Below are 17235 nucleotides of genomic sequence, written 5' to 3' on the forward strand. Positions count from 1 at the left end.
GCGTGGTTAACGCGGCCGCTGCAGATCGTATTTTTGCCTAGTGGTTGCACTTAGGTGCCCGGCACGCGATGTTGCACGCGTCATGCAGCGTACCGCAGAACATGCCGTCACGGCGGTGCTCGGACCGACCAATACCGGCAAGACCCATCTCGCGGTCGAGCGGATGTGTGGGCATTCGAGCGGGATGATCGGCTTCCCGCTGCGGCTGCTGGCGCGCGAGGTCTATGACCGCGTCGTCAAGCTCAAGGGCGAGAACCGCGTCGCGCTGATCACCGGCGAGGAGAAGATCGTCCCGAAGGACGCGCGCTGGTTCCTGTGCACCGCTGAATCGATGCCGCTCGACAAGGATCTGGCGTTCGTCGCACTCGACGAGGCGCAATTGGGGGCCGATCCCGAGCGTGGCCACGTCTTTACCGACCGCATCTTACGCGCACGCGGGCGTGAGGAGACAATGCTGCTCGGCTCGGAGTCGCTGCGGCCGATGCTCAAGGCGCTGGTGCCGGGCATCGAGATCATCAATCGCCCGCGCTTCTCGACGCTGAGCTATGCCGGCGCGAAGAAGATCAGCCGCCTGCCCAAGCGCTCGGCGATCGTCGCGTTCAGCGCCGAGGAAGTGTATGCCGTCGCCGAGATGCTGCGGCGCTTGCGCGGCGGAGCGGCGGTGGTGATGGGCGCGCTCAGCCCGCGCACGCGCAACGCGCAGGTCGCGATGTTCCAGGCGGGTGAGGTCGATTATCTCGTCGCGACCGACGCGATCGGCATGGGGCTCAACATGGACGTGGCGCACGTCGCCTTTGCCAGCCTCAACAAGTTCGACGGCCATCGCCAGCGCCGGCTGCGCGTCGCCGAGATGGCGCAGATCGCCGGGCGCGCCGGGCGGCACCAGCGCGATGGCACCTTCGGCGCGCTGGTCGAGGAAGGGCCGGGGGCGTTCACGCCCGAGGAAGTGTTCGCGATCGAGGAGCATCGCTTCCCGCCGCTCGAGCAGCTCTATTGGCGGCAGGGCGAGCCCGATTATGCGAGTGTCGATGCGCTGATCGAAAGCCTCGAGCAGCGGCCTGCGCACCGCGTGCTGTGGGCGGCGCCGCAGTCGACCGATCTCGCGGTGTTGAAGCGGATGGCGGAGGAGCCCGGCGTGCGCGGGCGGTGTCGCTCGCCGGCGATGGTCGCGCGGTTGTGGGCGGCGTGTGGCGTTCCCGATTTTCGCAAGCTCGGGGTCGATCCGCATACGCGCTTCGTGGCAAGGCTGTTCGGCTATCTGAGCGAGGGGCACGGGCATATCCCGCACGACTGGTTCGCAGCCGAAATCGCGCGGCTCGACAATGTCGCGGGCGATGTCGAGACGCTGGCGGGTCGGATCGCGGCGGCGCGGAGTTGGTCGTACATCGCCAACCGCGCCGACTGGCTCGCCGATCCGGCGCATTGGTCGGCACGCGCGGGCGCGGTCGAGGAGCGGCTCTCGGATGCGCTCCATGTGAGTCTCACGCAGCGCTTCGTCGACAAGCGCACGACGCTGCTGATGCGCCAGATCGGCGCCGATCCGCGCGCGCTGCCCGTCACGATCGGCGCGCAGGGCGAGGTGATGGTCGAGGATCATGCGATCGGCCGGCTCGATGGCTTTCGCTTCGTCGTCGCGCCCGATGCGCGTGCGACGGACAAACGGCTGCTGCTCGCCGCTGCCGAACGCCGGCTCGGCGACGAACGCGCGCGGCGCGGTGTGGCGCTCGCCGAGGCGGAGGATCACGCGCTGGCGCTGTCGGCCGAGGTTGGCGCGGTGCCGACTTTGCTGTGGGGCGAGCTTGCGGTCGCGACGCTCGCGCCGGGGCCGACGCTGTTGCGCCCGCGCGTGTTGCTCGACCGCGCGCTCGATTGCCTGAGCGTCGAGGCGCGTGGGAAGATCGAGGCGCGGCTGAAGCTGTGGCTGGGCGGGCAGCTCAAGCGGAGCGTGCCGGGGCTGGTCGTGCTCGACGGCGTCCAGCGCGATCCGGCGGCCAGCCCGGCGTCGCGCGCCGTTGCGGCGGCACTCGTTGCGCATGGCGGGATCGTCGCGCGCGCCGACATCGCGGTGGCGGTCGACGGGCTCGACCCGGTGGCGCGCAAAGCGTTTCGCGGGGCGGGGTTCACGATCGGCGCGCTCGACCTGTTCGATCCGCGGTTGCTCAAGCCGGGCGCGGCGCGCTGGCGGCGCGTCCTGCTCGCCGCACGCAATACGCAGCCGGTGGGCGCAGGGCCGCGCGAAGGGGCGACGGTGCTCGACCGTGCCGCGCCCGGCGCGACGCTGGCGCATGGCTATCGCCCGGTCGGCGCGCAGGCGGTGCGGATCGACTTGATCGAACGCATCGCGCGGGCGGCGCATGACGAGCGCGGTAGCCAGGGGCGCAAACCGTTCGTGCTCGATCCGGCGCTTGCGCTCTCGATGGGGCTGACGCGCGCGACGCTCGAGCAATTGATGGGGGGCTTCGGCTTTCGCCCTGCGCCGAGCGCCGACGATACGCTGCGCTGGAGCTGGCGCGGCCGCCCGCCGGTGCGCCCCGCGCCGCCGCCGCGCGACACCGCGATGGCAGGGGCGATGGCAGGGGCGATGGCGGGCGCGTTCGCCGCGCTCGGCGGACAGGCGGAGTAACGCTTGGGCGAATCGACGCACACGATGCGGCTCGACCGCTTTCTATGGTTCGCGCGGATCGTCAAAACCCGCGCGATCGCGCAGACCATGGCGGCGAGCGGTCATGTCCGCGTCGATGGTCGCGCGGTCGACAAGCCCGCGACGCTGGTGCGGATCGGCAGCGTCATCGCCTTTGCGACCCCCGCCGGCCGGGTTCGCGCGCTCCGCCTCCTCGTGCTGCCGCAGCGCCGTGGTCCGCCCGAGGAGGGCCGCGCGTGCTACGACGAGTTGCTCGAAAATACGCGTCCGACGCGCGCAAGCGTTGACGGCGGTGACGCTCGGGCATAGCAGCACAAGCGTTCGTACTCCGGGAGTGTTTTAATGACCTACGTCGTCACCGATGCCTGCATCAAGTGCAAGTACATGGACTGCGTCGAGGTGTGCCCGGTCGACTGCTTCTACGAAGGCGAGAACATGCTGGTGATCAATCCCAGCGAGTGCATCGATTGCGGCGTGTGCGAGCCCGAATGCCCCGCCGAGGCCATTCTCCCGGACACCGAATCGGGTCTCGAGCAGTGGCTCGAGCTCAACACGACCTTCTCGGGCCAGTGGCCCAACGTCACGCGCAACGCCAACCAGACGCCGGCCGATGCCGATGCGTGGAAGGGCAAGCCGGGCAAGATGGAGTTCTTCTCGCCCGAGCCGGGCGCGGGCGACTGAAGTGTCGCGGATCGGGGCAGAACTCGGCCTCGATCCGCGATTGCACGCAAAAGCAATGCGCAATGACGTCGCGAGTGCGACGTTTAGCTGGTAATTTTATTACGACTCTGTTAAAAGGACAGGGACGCAAGCGCCATCGCGCGCGCTTTCGGCACGGAGACGTACAACAACACCCACATCCGCACGTGCTCTGCAGCTTTTCTGCCGCGGATGCGTTGCACCGGATACCCGGTCCACAGAAAGGTCTTACGGAATGGCTGCCAAGGCGCTGTCCTTCGACGTCGGCGATTATGTCGTTTATCCCAAGCACGGTGTCGGCCGTGTGATCGAGCTCCAACGGCAGGAAATCGCCGGGATGCAGCTCGAACTCTATGTTCTGCGGTTCGAAAAAGAGCGCATGACGCTACGCGTGCCCACCAACAAGGCGGAAAGCGTCGGGATGCGCAAGCTCTCGAGCGACAAGACGCTGCGCGAGGCGCTCGATACGCTGACCGGCAAGCCGCGCGTCAAGCGCACCATGTGGTCGCGTCGCGCGCAGGAATATGAAGCCAAGATCAATTCGGGCGACCTCGTGTCGATCGCCGAAGTGGTGCGCGATCTGTTCCGGGCCGACGATCAGCCCGAGCAGAGCTATTCCGAGCGCCAGATCTTCGAAGGCGCGACCAGCCGCCTCGCGCGCGAACTCGCCGCGATGGAGCAGGTCGACGAGCCGACCGCACAGGAAAAGATCCTCGAGATCCTGCGCAAGGCCGCCGCGATCCACAACAAGGACAAGGCTCCGGCTTGATCCTTCGCACCATCGACGTGCCATCAGGGGGCGGCCGGCGACGGCTGCCCCTTTTTTGTTGCGCGGCCGGTTCGTCAGTGTATTGTTGTTGCAACACACAGGAGTTCCGTCATGCGCGTCCTTCCGTTTCTCATCGCCGTCCCGCTCGCAGCGTGCTCGTTCAACAGCGACGCATCGCCCCCGGGTGACTCGGGCCCGCGTGCGACGCGCAGCTTCGCGATCGCCGATTTCACCGGCGTCGCGCTGCGTGGGTCGGACGATGTCGACGTGCGCGTCGGGTCGGGCTTTTCGGTGCGCGCGCAGGGGCCCCGCAGCGCGCTCGACAAGCTCGAGATCGTGCGCGAGGGCGACACGCTCCGCGTCGGGCGCAAGAAAAACCTCGGTGGCTTCAGCTGGGGCTCGAAGCAAGACCGCGTGAAGATCTTCGTGACGATGCCGCGTATCGTCGCGGCGCAGATTGCCGGGTCGGGCAATATGGCGATCGACCGCGTCGCGGGCGCGCGCTTCGACGCCGATGCCGCGGGCTCGGGCGATCTCTCGATCGGCGCGCTTGCCGTGCCGCAGGCCAAGCTGGCGGTCGCGGGATCGGGCAATATCACCGCCAAGGGTGCGGTCGAGCGGTTGGCGATCGATGTCGCCGGCTCGGGCAATGTTTCCGCGCGCGGACTCAAGGCGCGCGGCGCGACGGTGTCGATCGCCGGATCGGGCGACGTGACCGCCGATGTCAGCGGCGAGGCGCGGGTTTCGATGGTCGGTTCGGGCAATGTCGATCTCGGGCAGGCGGCGCATTGCACGACCACCAAGGTCGGCTCGGGCGAGGTGCGCTGCGGAGGCTGATCGGGGGCGGCTGATCGGGGGCGGCTGATCGGGGTCGGCCGATCGGGGTCGGCTGATCGCGCTTGCGCGGCGCGGCACTTGCGCGGATGGTCGCGGCGATGCTGCGCTTCCTGACCCTTGCCATGCTCGTCTCGGTTGCGCCGGCGCGCGCCGCCGAACGCAGCTATTTCATCGGGGATTTCGATCGAATCCGCGTCGAGGGGCCGTTCGATGTGCGGCTCGCGACGCGCGGCACGCCTGCCGCGCGCGTGACTGGCGCGACCGACGGGCTCGACGTGCATGTCGATGCTCGGGTGCTGACGATCCGCGGGACGGCGCGCGATTCGGACGGTCCGTCCAAGGCGGGCGCCGCCGACCCGCCGACGATCTATGTGCGGACGACCGATCTCCACGCTGCGGCGGTGATCGGCGGGGGCAAGCTCGTCATTGCCGGGCCAGTGCGCGGGACCCGCGTCGACCTGCAGATTTCCGGCAGCGGATCGATCACCGCGCCCGAGCTCGCCGCCGATCAAGTCTCGGTGACGCTCGTCGGCGCGGGTGCGATGACGCTTGGCGGGCGGACCGCGCGATTGCGCGTGCTCAGCACCGGGGCGGGGTCGATCGATGCGAGCGCGTTGCTCGCCAACGAAGCGCTGTTGCGGCTCGACGGATCGGGCGCGACGCAAGCCAATGCGCGCTATGTCGCCGATGTCGTGACGACCGGGCTCGGTGCGGTAACGGTTTCGGGCAGCCCGAAATGCAAGGTCAAGGCGCCCGCCGGTGCGCCGGTGACGTGCGGCGGCAGCGCGCCGTAAGCGGCGCTAGACCAATCCCAGCGCCGACAATTTGGCGAGCAACGCGGTCGGCATGACATCGCCCGCGACCATCCCCGCGCCGAGATCGGCGGGCGCGTCGCCTGCCTCGAGATAGCGCCAGCCCTGGTGTGCGCGCTTCGGCCGGCCCTCGGTCAGCACCAGCGCGGGGTCGATATGGATCGCGACGCGCCCGCCCTCGGCCTCGCCGAAGCCGAGGATCGGCGAGCGCGCGACGAGCGTATGCTTGATGATCCAGTAGAGCGAGCCGCCGGGCGTTCCGACGATCTCCTCATGCCGTTTGGGCAGATAGCGCGTCGTCAGGAACACGGGCCCCTCGGCACCGCGCTGGCGCAGGCGTTCGTCGAGATGATCGAGACTGGTCGCGCCGAACGCGACCTTGGTGAGATGAAGCGGCACACGTCGCAGATGGGGCAGCGCGCGCTCTGCGCCAACCCCGAAAGGCTCAATTCTCGCGATCGGCGGCGTAATGGCTCACGACGAGCGCGACGAGCACCGACCCGGCGATCGCCACCGCGGTTTCGCTGAGCGAGTGGGCGTTCCAGTCCCACACTTCGAGCCCGGCATAGCCCGGCATGTTGGCGCGTCGCCCGGCGCCGAATTGCTCGATCCACTGATATTCGCGCTGCGTGCGCGCATGATGCACACCGCCGACCCCGCGAAGCAGCCGAGCCAGAGCGCGCCGCGGGTCGGTACCGCGAGCCAGCGGCCCAATGCCCAGCAGAGCAGCTGAACCCCGATCGACACCGGCAGGTGATTCCACATGCGCCTAGCTGCCGAGCCCGAACAGCGTCGCAAGGCCGAGGAACGAGAAGAAGCCCATCACATCGGTCATCATCGTCACGAACACCGCCGACGAGACGGCGGGATCGATATCGAGCCGGTCGAGCGTCACCGGGATCAGCACCCCCGACAGGCCCGCGATCAGATTGTTGATCACCATCGCCATCGCAATGACGATCGCCAAATGCATGTTGCCGAAGATCAAGAACGTCCCGATCCCGATCAGCGTGCCGAGCATCGCGCCATTGGCGGCGGCGATGCGGAATTCGCGATAGATCATCCGGCCGGTGTTCGAACTCGTCAGCTGGTTGGTGGCGAGCGCGCGGACCATTACCGCGAGCGTCTGCGTGCCGGCATTGCCGCCCATGCCGGAAACGATCGGCATCAGCACCGCGAGCAGCGCGAAACGCCCGATCTCGCCCTGGAACAGCCCGACGACCGAAGCGGCGAGCATCGCGGTGCCGAGATTGACGACGAGCCAGGTGATTCGCGTCCGCACCGTGAGATGGATCGGCTCGTTGATGTCGCCGTCGCCCGCGCCCGACAGGCGGAGGATATCCTCGCCGGCTTCTTCGGAAATGATGTGGACGATGTCGTCGACGGTGATCATGCCGACCAGCCGCCCGACCGGATCGACCACCGCGGCCGAGATGAGCGCATATTTCTGGAAGCGCAAGGCGACTTCTTCCTGGTCCATGTCGACCGTGATCAGCGTCTGTTCGCGCTGCATCACGTCGCCGATCGCGATGCCGCGCGGCGTGCGCAGGATCCACGACAGCGCAACCGTGCCGACGGGCTTGTGCGCGGGGTCGACGACGAAGATTTCCCAGAAGTCGGTGGTCAGCTCGTCATGCTGGCGCAGATAGTCGAGCACATCGCCGACCGACCAGTGTTCGGGCACCGCGATCAGCTCGCGCTGCATCAAGCGACCGGCGGTCTCCTCGTCGTAACTCAGCGCCTCTTCGATCGCGGCGCGATCGTCGGGGTCGAGCGCGCGGAGCACTTCGCGCTGGTCGGCGGGCTCCATGTCCTCGATGATCGCGACGGCGTCGTCGGTATCGAGCTCGGAGGCGATGTCGGCCACCTGCGTCGCCGACAGCGCGTCGATCAGATCCTCGCGGACATAATCGTTCATCTCGGCGAAGACGTCGCCGTCGAGCAAGTCGGTGATCGCGGTCGCGAGCGCGGCACGGTCCTCGTGCGGTGTCAGCTCGAACAGATCGGCAATATCGGCGGGGTGGAGCGGCTCGACCAGCGCGCGCGCCGCCGCGGCGTCGCCCGACTCGACTGCATCGCGCACCGCGCTGACAAAGGCGGGCTTCAATCGGTCGTCTTCGTCGAGTTGGGCGGTATCGAGCTCGGGCTCGGTCAGGTCGGTCTCGCTCACCATGGACCTCCTTGGCCTGTAGTCCTGGCGGTCTAGCGGCGTGCGGCAACAAAGCCAACGCCGCTTCGTTGGGCTGTGCGGCGGCGGGCGATTTGCCAGCCGTGCGCAGCCTCGCTAGGGCGGCGCATCCCCCATTTCCAGGAGTCCTCCGATGGCCGATCTTCCCGAAACCCTCACGTTGACCCTCGATAGCGGCGGCGACGTCGTGATCAAGCTGCGCGGCGATCTCGCGCCGCAGCACGTTGCGCGGATCGCCGAGCTCGCCAATGCCGGCTTCTATGATGGCGTCGTGTTTCACCGCGTGATCCCGGGCTTCATGGCGCAGGGCGGCGATCCCACGGGCACCGGCATGCACGGCTCGAAGAACCACCCGAACCTGCCCGCCGAATTCTCGAAGGAGCCGCATGTCCGCGGCACCGCGTCGATGGCGCGTGCGCAGGACCCGAACTCGGCGAACAGCCAGTTCTTCATCTGCTTCGACGATGCGCGCTTCCTCGACAACCAGTACACCGTCTGGGGTCAGGTCACGTCGGGCATGGAGCATGTCGACGCGCTGCCGAAGGGCGAGCCGCCGCGTAGCCCGGGCAAGATCCTGAAGGCGCACGCCGAGTAACGAACGCACCAGCAAAGCCCTCTCCCGCCTTTGCGGGAGAGGGTTGGGTGAGGGCCTTCTTCGAAAAGCAGCAGACCCTCACCGACTACGACTAGGGCCGCGTAAAGAACGCGACCCAAGTCTTCGTAGCCTCTCCCGCGAAGCGGGAGAGGGCGAAGGTTTCAAACCCCCGGATCGGCGATCGTCGCGATCAGCCAGTCGTGGAACAGCCGCACCGGCTTCTGCGTCAGCGCGCGCGGGCGGCACGCGAACCAATAGCTGTACGGGCTTTCGACCGGGATATCGAACAGCCGCACGATCCGATCGTCGCGTGCTTCCTCGAAATGGCTGGCGTGCATGAAGGCGATGCCGAGCCCCTGCGCCGCCGCCTCGAGCATCAGTGCGCCCGAATCGAAATGGTCGATCGCGAGCGGCTCGAGGTCGGTCAGCCCGGCTGCCGCGCGCCACGCGCTGAACGTATCGGGCATGTCGCGGTGGACCAACGCGGTCAGCCCGGCGAGTTGGTCGGGGCTGGTGATCGGGTTCGGCCCCTCGATCAGCGCCCGCGCGCCGATGACATAGACCTGGTTGCGATCGAGTCGCTTGGCATAGAGCGCCGGGTCGATGTCGCGTGCGAGTGCGATCACCGCATCGAGCCCTTCGCCGAGCCGCGACAGCAGATGCGCCGCGGTGTCGATGTCGAGGTGGAGTTCGGGATGCTGCGTGCGCAGCTCGCCGAGCCGCGGGAACAGCTTCTGCGACGCCCAAAGCGGGAGCAGCCCGAGTCGCAGCCGCAACACGTCGGTATTGCTCGTCATCACTTCGACCGCGTCCGACAATTGGTCGAGCGCGGGCGCGATCTGTTGCAGCAGCCGGTCGCCATCGGCGTTGAGCACGACCGCCTGGTGGCGGCGCTCGAACAGCGGGCGGCCGATAAAGCGCTCGAGCGCCTGGATCCGCCGACTGAGCGCGGGCGGCGACAAGGCAAGCTCCTGCGACGCCGCCTTGATCGAACCGGTGCGGGCGACCTGCACGAACGCTTCGATCGCGGTAAGGGGCGGCAGTCTGCGCATCGTCGGCTCGTTCCTCCGTGACCTATGACATCGCTATCTTGTGCGACGCACCAAGATACCGTTCGCTCTAACCCCACCATTCCCCGTGGCGGGGAAGATTGCAACGATTGCAGAAACGACAATCGCAATCAGTTCTTTCGCACTTGCAACATAATCGGTCGTGCTGCATTTAGACGGTGCCTTTCAGGCATCCTCTCCTAAAACTTTCAAGGCCGATCCCTCCGGGGGTCGGCCCTTTTTTTTGTCCAGCGCACGCCGCAGTGCCGCTCTCGTATTCGCGGAACCGCATGCCTATCTCGCGCGCTCACCGGGTTTACGCGAGGAACAGATAGCATGGCGGACGTCGAGACGCCGATTCGGAAATTGCAGGTCGCCAATGCGCGGCCCGAGGATAGCGGGCGCGGGCTCGCGCATGTGCCGCGCGCGATGCTTGCCGCGCTCGGGCTGGGCGAGGGCGATGTCATCGAGATCGTCGGCAAATCGTCGACTCCGGCGCGCGCGGTCGCGCCGTATGCCGAGGACGAAGGGCTCGACATCATCCGCATCGATGGTCTGCAGCGCGCCAATGCGGGCGTCGGCTCGGGCGATTTCGTCGAGATCCGCGCGGTCGAATCGAAGGCCGCGACGCGCGTGATCTTCGCGCCGGCGCAGCAGAATTTGCGGCTGCAGGGCTCGTCGAACGCGCTGAAACGCACCTTCTTCGGCCGCCCGCTGACGCAGGGCGACGTCGTCGCGACCGCCGGGCAACAGCGCGTCGACAACATGCCGCCGGGCGTCCAGAACATGCTGCGCGCGCCGGCCTATGCGCTGCAGGAGATCCGCCTCGCGGTGATTGCGACCGTGCCTAAGGGCGTGGTGCATGTCGACGAGACGACCGAGATCGAGCTGCGCCCCGAATATGAGGAGCCCAAGGAAGCGCGCCGCGCCGACGTCACCTATGACGATATCGGCGGGATGGGCCCGACGATCGACCAGCTGCGCGAGATGGTCGAGCTGCCGCTGCGTTACCCCGAGCTGTTCCAGCGTCTGGGCGTCGATCCGCCCAAGGGCGTGTTGCTGCATGGGCCGCCCGGCACCGGCAAGACGCGGCTCGCGCGCGCCGTCGCCAACGAATCGGCGGCCGAGTTCTTCCTGATCAACGGGCCCGAGATCATGGGCTCGGCGTACGGCGAATCGGAGAGCAAGCTGCGCCAGGTGTTCGAGGAAGCCGCCAAGGCCGCGCCCTCGATCGTCTTCATCGACGAGATCGATTCGATCGCGCCCAAGCGCGGGCAAGTGTCGGGCGAGGCCGAGAAGCGGCTCGTCGCGCAGCTGCTGACGCTGATGGACGGGTTGGAAGCGCGCGCCAATGTTGTGGTGATTGCCGCGACCAATCGCCCCGAGGCGATCGACGAGGCGCTGCGTCGGCCGGGCCGGTTCGATCGCGAGATCGTCGTCGGCGTTCCCGACGAGCGTGGGCGCCGCGAGATTCTCGGGATCCACACGCGCGGCATGCCGCTCGGCGACCGGGTCGATCTGGATGAGCTGTCGCGCACGACCTACGGGTTCGTCGGGGCCGATCTCGCCGCGCTCGCACGCGAGGCGGCGATCGAGGCGGTGCGCAAGCTGATGCCGCGGCTCAACCTCTCGGAAGGGACCATCCCGCCCGAGATCCTCGATACGCTGGCCGTGACTCGCGAAGATTTCGTCGATGCGTTGAAGCGCGTCCAGCCGAGCGCGATGCGCGAAGTGATGGTCGAGGCGCCGCGCGTCCGCTGGGACGATGTCGGCGGGCTCGACGATGCGCAGATGCGGTTGAAGGAGGGCGTCGAGCTCCCGTTGAAGGACCCCGATGCGTTCCGCCGGCTCGGCATCCGTCCGGCGAAGGGCTTCCTGCTCTATGGCCCGCCGGGTACTGGCAAGACCTTGCTGGCGAAAGCGGTCGCGCGCGAGGCGCAGGCCAACTTCATCGCGACCAAGTCGAGCGATCTGCTCAGCAAATGGTATGGCGAGAGCGAGCAGCAGATCGCCAAGCTGTTCGCGCGCGCCCGCCAGGTCGCGCCATGCGTGATCTTCATCGACGAGCTCGATTCGCTCGTTCCCACGCGCGGTAGCGGGATGGGCGAGCCGCAAGTCACCGAGCGCGTCGTCAACACGATCCTCGCCGAGATGGACGGGCTCGAGGAGCTGCAGTCGGTCGTCGTGATCGGCGCGACCAACCGGCCCAATCTGATCGACCCGGCGCTGTTGCGCCCGGGCCGGTTCGACGAGCTGATCTATGTCGGCGTGCCGAGCCGCGATGGGCGCGCGCGGATCCTCGCGATCCAGACCGCCAAGATGCCGATCGCCGAGGATGTCGATCTCGACGTGCTCGCGGGCCGGACCGATCGCTTCACCGGTGCCGATCTCGAGGATCTGGTGCGGCGTGCGGGGCTTACCGCGCTGCGCGAATCGCTCGAGGTTCGCGAAGTGACGATGGCGCATTTCGAAACCGCGCTCGGCGATTCGCGCGCCTCGGTCACGCCTGAGCTCGAGCGTGAGTATGAGACGATGAAAGCGCGGTTGAAGCAGGACGCGACCTCGCTCCAGCCGATCGGCTTCGCGTTTCCGCCGCGCGCGAAGGAAGGCTGACCTGCTTCCCCCCTCCCTTCGAGGGAGGGGGGAAGGTTAGCGCGCCTCGCGCAACTTCGCCCAGGCATAGCCGAACAACGCCATCATCGCTGCGCCCGCGACGAGATACGGCAGCGAGTGCTGGAGTTCGTACAGGCCGACCCCGATCGACGGGCCGAGCACGAACGCCGCGCCGTTGACCGAAGTGACCTTCCCCGCGACCGCACCTTGCGCGGCATGATCGACCGCAAGCGACGCGCCCGCGGTGAACGCCGGGCGGGTAAAGCCGAAGCCGACGCTCGCCAGCGCATAGGCGCAGGCGATCGTATAGAGCGACGTCGCGACCCCGGTCAGCGCACACCCCAGCGCCGCGATTACCAGCCCAGCCAGCATCATCCGTCGCGGGCGCAGATTGAGGTTGGGGATGATCCCCCATTGCACGAGCAACGCCGCGCCTGCGCCGATCATCAGCACGATCCCGGTCGGTTGCAGCGCTTGCGCTGGGGCGAGGTGCAGGCGGTCGATCACGAGAAAGCCGATCGCTTGCCCGGTCATCGCCTGGCCGTGGCCCGAAACGAGGCCGGCGATCATCCAGCCGCGGATCCGCGGATCGGCATAGCCGACCGGTTCGCTGTGCGGTTCGGTCGCGGCGGTAATGCTCGCGCCCGAACTTTGCCCGCCGATCGAGGGATAGGCGTTGGCGGCGCCGTGGAAAGCACCCGGGTCGTCGCTCTGCGTCGGGCGATCGTCGGCGAGCATGCGGTGCACCGCAAACGACACGCCGAGCCCGAACAGCGCGAACAGGAAGGCGGGGCCGGCGAGCCCGATCTCGACCCCGCCGAGCGATCCGAGCACGAGGAACGGCGCGAGCGTGGGCCCGAGGATCGTGCCGAGCCCGAACGCCGAGCCGAGCAGCGTCAGCGCCTTGGTGCGCTCGGCGCGCGTCGTGTTGCCCGCGACGAGCGCTTGCACCGCCGGCGGCGCCGCCGATCCGAACGTGCCGTAGATCAGCCGACCGGCGATGAAGCACAGGAACGCCGCGGTTCCGCTGATCCAGCCGTTGATCCCCGCGGCGAGGAACACCCCGCACGTCACCAGCGACACCGAGAAGCCGCCCATGCCGAGCAGGATCATCGCGCGCCGGCCGTGGACGTCGGAGCGCTTCGCCCAGAACGGCGCGGCGATCACCCAGAGCAGCGCCGAGACCGAAAAGGCCGCGGCGACCGCGCTGTCGGGGACTTTCAACGATCGGCCAAGCGCCGGGAGCACCGACTGCATCGCGGTATTGCCCGCAGCGATCGTCAGCATCACCGTAAACAGCAGCGCGAAGTCGCGATCGATCCGCGCGGCCGACTTCACTTCTCGCGTCCGAAATTGAGCTGCTTGGTGATGTTATAGTCGAGCACCGTCATCACGAAGAACGCCGCAAACTGGCGCGTGCGCGTCCACCAGTCGGTGTTTTCGCGATAGGCTTGCGCGGTGATCCGCTCCGATTCGCCGACCTCGCCATCGACATAGCCGCGGACATGCGCCGCGAACGCCGGATCGTCGATCCGCAGCATCATCTCGAGATTGAGGAACAGGCTGCGAATGTCGTAATTGGCCGAGCCGATATAGACGACGTCGTCGATCAGGAAGAGCTTGGTGTGGAGCTTGGTCGGCTGATATTCGTAGATCTGCACGCGTTTGCGCAAGAGGCCCGCATAGGTGAAGCGCGACGCCCAGATCGCCGCGCCATGATCGTTCTTCGATGCCAGCACGATCCGCACCCTCCCGCGCAAGCCAGCGCGGTCGAGCCGGCGCAGCATCCCCGGATTGGGCGCGAAATAGGCCGAGATCAAATCGACCTTGGCGGCGCGCTCGAGATCGCGCTTTACCGCCCGCGCCCACGGCGACAGCCGCCGCGTCGGCCCGCCAAACAGCCAGCGCACTTGGCCTTCGGGCTCGCTCCACGCCTTCAACGCGCGGCGCAGCGCGCGCAGCGGTGGCTTGGGCTGCTTCGACCAGTTGGACAGCGCGTCGAAATAGCCGGTGATCCGCTGCGCCGCCGGCCCTTCGATGAGCAATCCGAGATCGCGCCACGCTTGCTCGGCGGGGGTGCCGAAATAGGCGTCTTCGACATTGAACCCGCCGATGATCGCGCGCGCCTCGCTGCTTTCGCCATCGGCAAGCGCGAGCTTCTGGTGGTTGCGCAGCAGATAGCGCCGGCCCCAGCGCGGCACGAAGCGGCACACTTCGACGTTCGCGTCGCGCAGCGGCTCGAAGAAATGGTGGCTCTCGGCGACTTCGCTGCCGAGCCCGTCGACGACCAGCGCGACCTTCACCCCTCGCTCGGCGGCGCGGATCATCGCGGCCCGCACCTGCGCACCGGCATCGTCGTCGACATAGATGTAATAGATGATGCGCAGCGTCGCCTTCGCGGCGTCGATCAGCGCGATCAACGTGTCGAGCCGGCGCGGGCCGGTGTCGAGCATCGTCAGGCGATTGCCGGCGACGGTGAAACTGGGTTGCGGGGCGGGCTCGGACATGTGCGCCGTGGTGATGCGAATGCCGGGTTTGCGCAAGTCGTTGACCGCATCTCACGCTCCCGACTAGGCAGATCGCCTAACACGAAGGTCGCCGATGCTGCTCGCTTTTGCTCTCCAGGCCGCTGTCGCTGTGACCCCGCCCGGGCCGCCACCAGAGGCCGATTCGTTCGGGGAGCGCGCCTTCGCGCATTTCTCGCGCGAGCCCGTCGCGTCGCACGTCAGCGAGAGCGTCGATGCGGCGTTCTCGACCGAGCCGCGCCCGGATGCTCCGATCGGCTATGCCCTGCGGCTCACGCGACGCGAGCCGTCGCATCCCGCGACGATCGTCTGGGCGGAAAGCCGTACGTGTCCGGCGGTCCGTCCGGCGCTGATGGCGATGCGCGCCGTCGCTACGCCGCATCCTTATGTGCTGGGGATCGACCCACCGGGCGCGATGGTCCTCGACGGGACCGAATATCGGCTGCGCGCGGAGGCGGGATATGCGCACGGACGTCCGGCCTGGATCGATATCGGCAGCAATCGCGATACGCCGCTGGCCGCCTGGGTCGATCACAGCCTTGCGGCACTCGCGCGGTGCTGGTCGCCAGTGCCGCCGGGCCCGGCCCCCCGCGTTTTCTTGACTCCGTAGGGCTTTCCTCTTAGGGCAACGCCTTTCCGACCCTCGTCGTACAAGTAAGGAAGCCGTTCATGGCGCGCGTCACTGTCGAAGATTGCGTCGACAAGATTCCCAACCGCTTCGATCTCGTCCTGTTCGCCGCCCAGCGCGCGCGGCAGATTTCGGGCGGTGCCGAGATCACGATCGATCGCGATCGCGACAAGAACCCGGTCGTCGCGCTGCGCGAGATCGCCGAGGAAATGGTGCATCCGCCGACGCTCAAGGAATCGGTGATCCAGAGCCTGCAGCGCGTCCAGGTCGACGAAGACGACGTCGCCGATGCGGTCGGTTCACTCGCGGCCTCGGCCGAGGCGCTGCGCCTGACGGCTGCTGCCCCGCCGCGCAACCAGAACCTCGGCGCTGATTACGAAGGCTGAGGCCCACGGCTGACGCGAAAGCGTTAGCTGCGGATCGCCGAATCCCCGAGCGCAGGGCCTCGGAGCCGACCGGCGACGTGGCGTTGCCACGCGCTGTGCGGCCCCCTAGTTCGCCTGTTCCCGCAAGACCGTCGCCAGCGCCGCCTTTCTCAGCGCGGCGACGTCCTCATGCGGATCGCGATACCCGCCATGCACCAGTCGTGCGACGCGCTGCAGCAGCGGTTGCGGCGCGCCGCTGCCTCGCGCCGCTGCGGTAAAGGCATTTTCGTCCCATGGCGCGCCTGCCTTGACGCGCGCGAACAGCGTCTTGTTGACGGCGTGCAACCCGTCGCTTTTTTCAGCCCGCAGCGACTCGTCCAGCGCCAGCCAGATCAGCATTCCGCACTGATACTGCAGATCGAAATTGCCGTTCGCGGTGGCGCGATCGAGCGGAGCGCTCACCAGCCCTGTCGCGCAAGCGGTCTCGGCACTGCGCACCCGGCTTGCGACATATCCGCGCTCCTCCTTCCCGCGCTGCGTCAGAACGAGCGCGGCCATCGCATCGGCGCCACCTTCGTGGATCCACGCCGCAGTTTCATCACCCGCGAGCTTGCCGACCCTGTCCTGTTGGAAGAGGTGCGCCGCTTCATGCGCGAAAAACCAGTCGAGCCAGAAAGGTGCCTGGGCCGTTACCCGTTCGCGCGCGTTGGCGCCGTCGAAATGCATGAAGATCTGACCCGGTAGTGTTCCGCCCTGGGTCGAGGCATGGCCGTCTTTGCGGGGGCGGGCGTCCATGGAAACATAGAGCTCCGGACGGAAGGACAGTGCGCCGTAGATGCGCGCAAACGCGTTCATCGCGCGGGGCAGCGACTGTCGCAAATGGTCGCGCGCGGCGGTGGGCAGGCCGGGATCGATGATCGCGACAAAGCCGTCCGCCTCTTCCGGCATCAGGTTTCCGACAAAAATGTTGGTGCCGTCGTCGCGGCTGACGAAGCGGGTCTGATCGGCAACGCGCCGCCCTTCGACGCCGATCGTCTTTCCGGGTGCGGCAATGGTGATCGGCAAAGCGTCAGTGCCGGCGCACGGGATGCGCAGGCAGGCATGAAACTGGCCCGAATGGATCAGGACACCGCCGTCGCTGAACGGCGAGAAGGGCGCATAACTCTTTGGCAAAGCGCGGTACCGCGCGGGAAGGGTGAAGCGCACGACGCGGAAAGGGCCACCGTTCAAAGCGCGGTACCGCGCGGGAAGGGTGAAGCGCACGACGCGGAAAGGGCCACCGTCAAAGCGCTCGATCCGCTCGCCGGTGCCGTCCTGGATCCAGCGGAAACCGGCCGATTGCGGATGCCAATCCTCCGGCCGATATCCGCCCAATGCCTGCGCGAAATGCAGCGCCTTAGTCGCGGCTGCCATGCGATACGTTGCGACGACGGTCTCATCGGGCTGACTGGCGAGGTCTAATGCGATCGGCGCGCCGGCATCTGGGGTGAAGCGGCTGGTCGAGACACACGATG

17 protein-coding genes are annotated in these 17235 nt (G+C 67.5%); 10 read left to right on the forward strand and 7 right to left on the reverse strand.

The annotated features are described in order from the left end of the window. Positions 1–82 precede the first annotated feature (82 nt). The 6 genes from ACP7C5_RS16875 (at position 83) to ACP7C5_RS16900 (ending at position 5740) form a co-directional block, all read left to right on the forward strand. Positions 83–2623: a helicase-related protein gene (locus ACP7C5_RS16875; protein ID WP_426265120.1), complete on the forward strand. Its 2541-nt coding sequence runs from the start codon at positions 83–85 to the stop codon at positions 2621–2623. Positions 2624–2626: 3 nt separating this feature from the next. Further along, positions 2627–2950: an RNA-binding S4 domain-containing protein gene (locus tag ACP7C5_RS16880; protein WP_416194475.1), complete on the forward strand. Its 324-nt coding sequence runs from the start codon at positions 2627–2629 to the stop codon at positions 2948–2950. Between the two features lie 33 nt (positions 2951–2983). After that, complete coding sequence (gene fdxA / locus ACP7C5_RS16885; RefSeq protein ID WP_010184201.1) at positions 2984–3322, forward strand: ferredoxin FdxA; 339 nt, start codon at positions 2984–2986, stop codon at positions 3320–3322. Positions 3323–3575: 253 nt separating this feature from the next. Further along, the gene (locus ACP7C5_RS16890; protein ID WP_133191064.1) at positions 3576–4109 is read left to right on the forward strand and encodes a CarD family transcriptional regulator; all 534 of its coding nucleotides are present in this window, start codon (positions 3576–3578) and stop codon (positions 4107–4109) included. A gap of 111 nt (positions 4110–4220) precedes the next feature. Then, complete coding sequence (locus ACP7C5_RS16895; RefSeq protein ID WP_426265121.1) at positions 4221–4946, forward strand: head GIN domain-containing protein; 726 nt, start codon at positions 4221–4223, stop codon at positions 4944–4946. 62 nt (positions 4947–5008) lie between these two features. Further along, on the forward strand, positions 5009–5740 hold the full coding sequence (locus ACP7C5_RS16900) for a head GIN domain-containing protein (protein ID WP_426265122.1): 732 nt from the start codon (positions 5009–5011) through the stop codon (positions 5738–5740). A gap of 6 nt (positions 5741–5746) precedes the next feature. Here ACP7C5_RS16900 and ACP7C5_RS16905 read toward each other — a convergent pair whose 3' ends face one another. The 3 genes from ACP7C5_RS16905 to mgtE all read right to left on the reverse strand — a co-directional run bounded on the left by ACP7C5_RS16905 (position 5747) and on the right by mgtE (position 7931). Further along, positions 5747–6157 (reverse strand): DUF1489 family protein, encoded by a 411-nt coding sequence (locus ACP7C5_RS16905; RefSeq protein ID WP_426265123.1) that lies wholly within the window; start codon positions 6155–6157, stop codon positions 5747–5749. A 46-nt stretch (positions 6158–6203) separates the two neighbouring features. Continuing rightward, positions 6204–6404 carry a hypothetical protein gene (locus ACP7C5_RS16910; RefSeq protein WP_426265124.1) on the reverse strand — a complete coding sequence of 67 codons (201 nt, stop codon included), beginning with the start codon at positions 6402–6404 and terminating at the stop codon, positions 6204–6206. 123 nt (positions 6405–6527) lie between these two features. Further along, complete coding sequence (gene mgtE / locus ACP7C5_RS16915; protein WP_426265125.1) at positions 6528–7931, reverse strand: magnesium transporter; 1404 nt, start codon at positions 7929–7931, stop codon at positions 6528–6530. A gap of 148 nt (positions 7932–8079) precedes the next feature. Here mgtE and ACP7C5_RS16920 point away from each other — a divergent pair, with 148 nt between their 5' ends. Next, positions 8080–8541 (forward strand): peptidylprolyl isomerase, encoded by a 462-nt coding sequence (locus ACP7C5_RS16920; RefSeq protein ID WP_140851450.1) that lies wholly within the window; start codon positions 8080–8082, stop codon positions 8539–8541. Positions 8542–8702: 161 nt separating this feature from the next. On the opposite strand, the gene ACP7C5_RS16925 is transcribed toward ACP7C5_RS16920, so the two are convergent. Then, entirely contained in the window at positions 8703–9593 is an 891-nt protein-coding gene (locus tag ACP7C5_RS16925; RefSeq protein ID WP_426265126.1) for a LysR substrate-binding domain-containing protein, read from the reverse strand. Positions 9594–9926: 333 nt separating this feature from the next. Here ACP7C5_RS16925 and ACP7C5_RS16930 point away from each other — a divergent pair, with 333 nt between their 5' ends. Next, positions 9927–12203, forward strand: coding sequence for a CDC48 family AAA ATPase (locus ACP7C5_RS16930; RefSeq protein WP_426265127.1), 2277 nt, complete (start codon positions 9927–9929; stop codon positions 12201–12203). A gap of 36 nt (positions 12204–12239) precedes the next feature. On the opposite strand, the gene ACP7C5_RS16935 is transcribed toward ACP7C5_RS16930, so the two are convergent. Then, the gene (locus ACP7C5_RS16935) at positions 12240–13541 is read right to left on the reverse strand and encodes an MFS transporter (protein ID WP_133191046.1); all 1302 of its coding nucleotides are present in this window, start codon (positions 13539–13541) and stop codon (positions 12240–12242) included. Further along, entirely contained in the window at positions 13538–14710 is a 1173-nt protein-coding gene (locus ACP7C5_RS16940; RefSeq protein ID WP_426265128.1) for a phospholipase D-like domain-containing protein, read from the reverse strand. Before ACP7C5_RS16940 ends, ACP7C5_RS16935 begins: the two co-directional genes overlap by 4 nt. Positions 14711–14804: 94 nt before the next feature. On the opposite strand from ACP7C5_RS16940, the gene ACP7C5_RS16945 reads away from it, so the two are divergent. Further along, positions 14805–15338 (forward strand): hypothetical protein, encoded by a 534-nt coding sequence (locus ACP7C5_RS16945; RefSeq protein ID WP_426265129.1) that lies wholly within the window; start codon positions 14805–14807, stop codon positions 15336–15338. Between the two features lie 59 nt (positions 15339–15397). Continuing rightward, positions 15398–15742 carry a DNA-directed RNA polymerase subunit omega gene (gene rpoZ, locus ACP7C5_RS16950; protein ID WP_133191040.1) on the forward strand — a complete coding sequence of 115 codons (345 nt, stop codon included), beginning with the start codon at positions 15398–15400 and terminating at the stop codon, positions 15740–15742. A 105-nt stretch (positions 15743–15847) separates the two neighbouring features. On the opposite strand, the gene ACP7C5_RS16955 is transcribed toward rpoZ, so the two are convergent. Further along, positions 15848–16984 (reverse strand): hypothetical protein, encoded by a 1137-nt coding sequence (locus tag ACP7C5_RS16955; protein WP_426265130.1) that lies wholly within the window; start codon positions 16982–16984, stop codon positions 15848–15850. Positions 16985–17235: the final 251 nt, after the last annotated feature.

Origin of the sequence: Sphingomonas sp. PWP1-2 (assembly GCF_049898305.1) — a bacterium.
Lineage (GTDB): Bacteria > Pseudomonadota > Alphaproteobacteria > Sphingomonadales > Sphingomonadaceae > Sphingomonas > Sphingomonas glacialis.